The 1178-nt window shown below is 74.8% G+C and carries 2 protein-coding genes; one reads left to right on the forward strand and one right to left on the reverse strand.

The genetic code is table 11. The features are described 5' to 3' along the window. Positions 1-288 precede the first annotated feature (288 nt). Entirely contained in the window at positions 289-723 is a 435-nt protein-coding gene (locus ACWJ6R_RS36715; RefSeq protein WP_449066606.1) for a cupin domain-containing protein, read from the reverse strand. A 100-nt stretch (positions 724-823) separates the two neighbouring features. Here ACWJ6R_RS36715 and ACWJ6R_RS36720 point away from each other — a divergent pair. Continuing rightward, positions 824-1178 (forward strand): SWIM zinc finger family protein (locus tag ACWJ6R_RS36720; protein WP_449066607.1); only part of this gene is annotated, 355 nt, incomplete at its 3' end.

Raw genomic sequence — 1178 nt, forward strand, 5'->3', positions numbered from 1 at the left:
ACTCCGGCCTGCGCGGCCGCGGCGGTACGGCAGGCGGCGGCGAACGCGCCGGCGTCGGCCAGGTGGGCGCGCGCGACGACCTCGTCCACACGGGAGGGGTTGATCGAGTCGTAGGCCGTGCCGCCGGTCGCTTCCTTGCCGCCGACGACGGAGAAGATGTCGAGGGTCACCGTTGACCTCCTTCTTAGGGCGTGTGCCCGCATTCTCCCCGCACTCCGGCGGCCCGTCACATCCCTCCCCGCCGGTGCGGGCACCGGCGGGGAGGGATCCGCGGAGCCGGCGGCGCCGTCAGTCCGCCATGCGGAAGTCGGCGAAGTCGAAGCCGGGGGAGACGACGCAGCTCACCAGCACGCCCTCGTCCCCGGCGGGGCGGGCGGCCTGCCAGGTGCCGCCGGGGACCAGGGCCTGCGGGACCTGGCCGTCCTCCACTCCCGGGCCGAGCGTCACCGTGCGGACCGGCTGGCCCTCGTGGCCGCCCAGGACCAGGGTCAGCGGCCCGCCCCGGTGCCAGAGCCACACCTCGTCGGAGCGGACCACGTGCGGGCGCGACTCCTCACCGGGCTCCAGCAGGAAGTAGATGCCGGTGGCGGTGGCGCGCGGCCCGCCGTACCCGGGCGGGGCGAGGTCGCAGGAGGTGCGCCAGGTCTCCCGGAACCAGCCGCCCTCGGGATGGGGCAGCAGGTCCAGGGCCTCGGCGAGCGGAGGGCGGGAAGGCGTCGTCACCGCACCGATCTTAGGGGGAATGCCAGGTCGTCTTAGGGGGGAACGCCAGGTCGAGACCATGATTACGGTTTTGTCGGGGGGCCTGGATAGCGTTCGGCGCGTGATCGAACGGTGGAACCGGGACCAGGTGCTCGCGCTCGCGCCCGACGCCCCGTCCCAGAAGGCGGCCCACGGGGTCTCCGCGCCCGGCAAGTGGTCGGGCAGCGGAGTCACCGCCGACGCGGTGTGGGGCGAGTGCAAGGGCAGCGGCTCCAAACCCTACCGGGCCTGCGTCGACCTGACCGAGCCCGCCTACAAGTGCACCTGCCCCAGCAGGAAGTTCCCGTGCAAGCACGCCCTCGGCCTGCTGCTGCTCTGGTCGGCCGGAGGCGTCCCGGACGCCGCCGAGCCCGCCGACTGGGCGGCCGAGTGGCTCGACCAGCGCCGCGCCCGCGCGGCCAGACCCGCCCCGCCCG

This window comes from Planomonospora algeriensis (genome assembly GCF_977012225.1).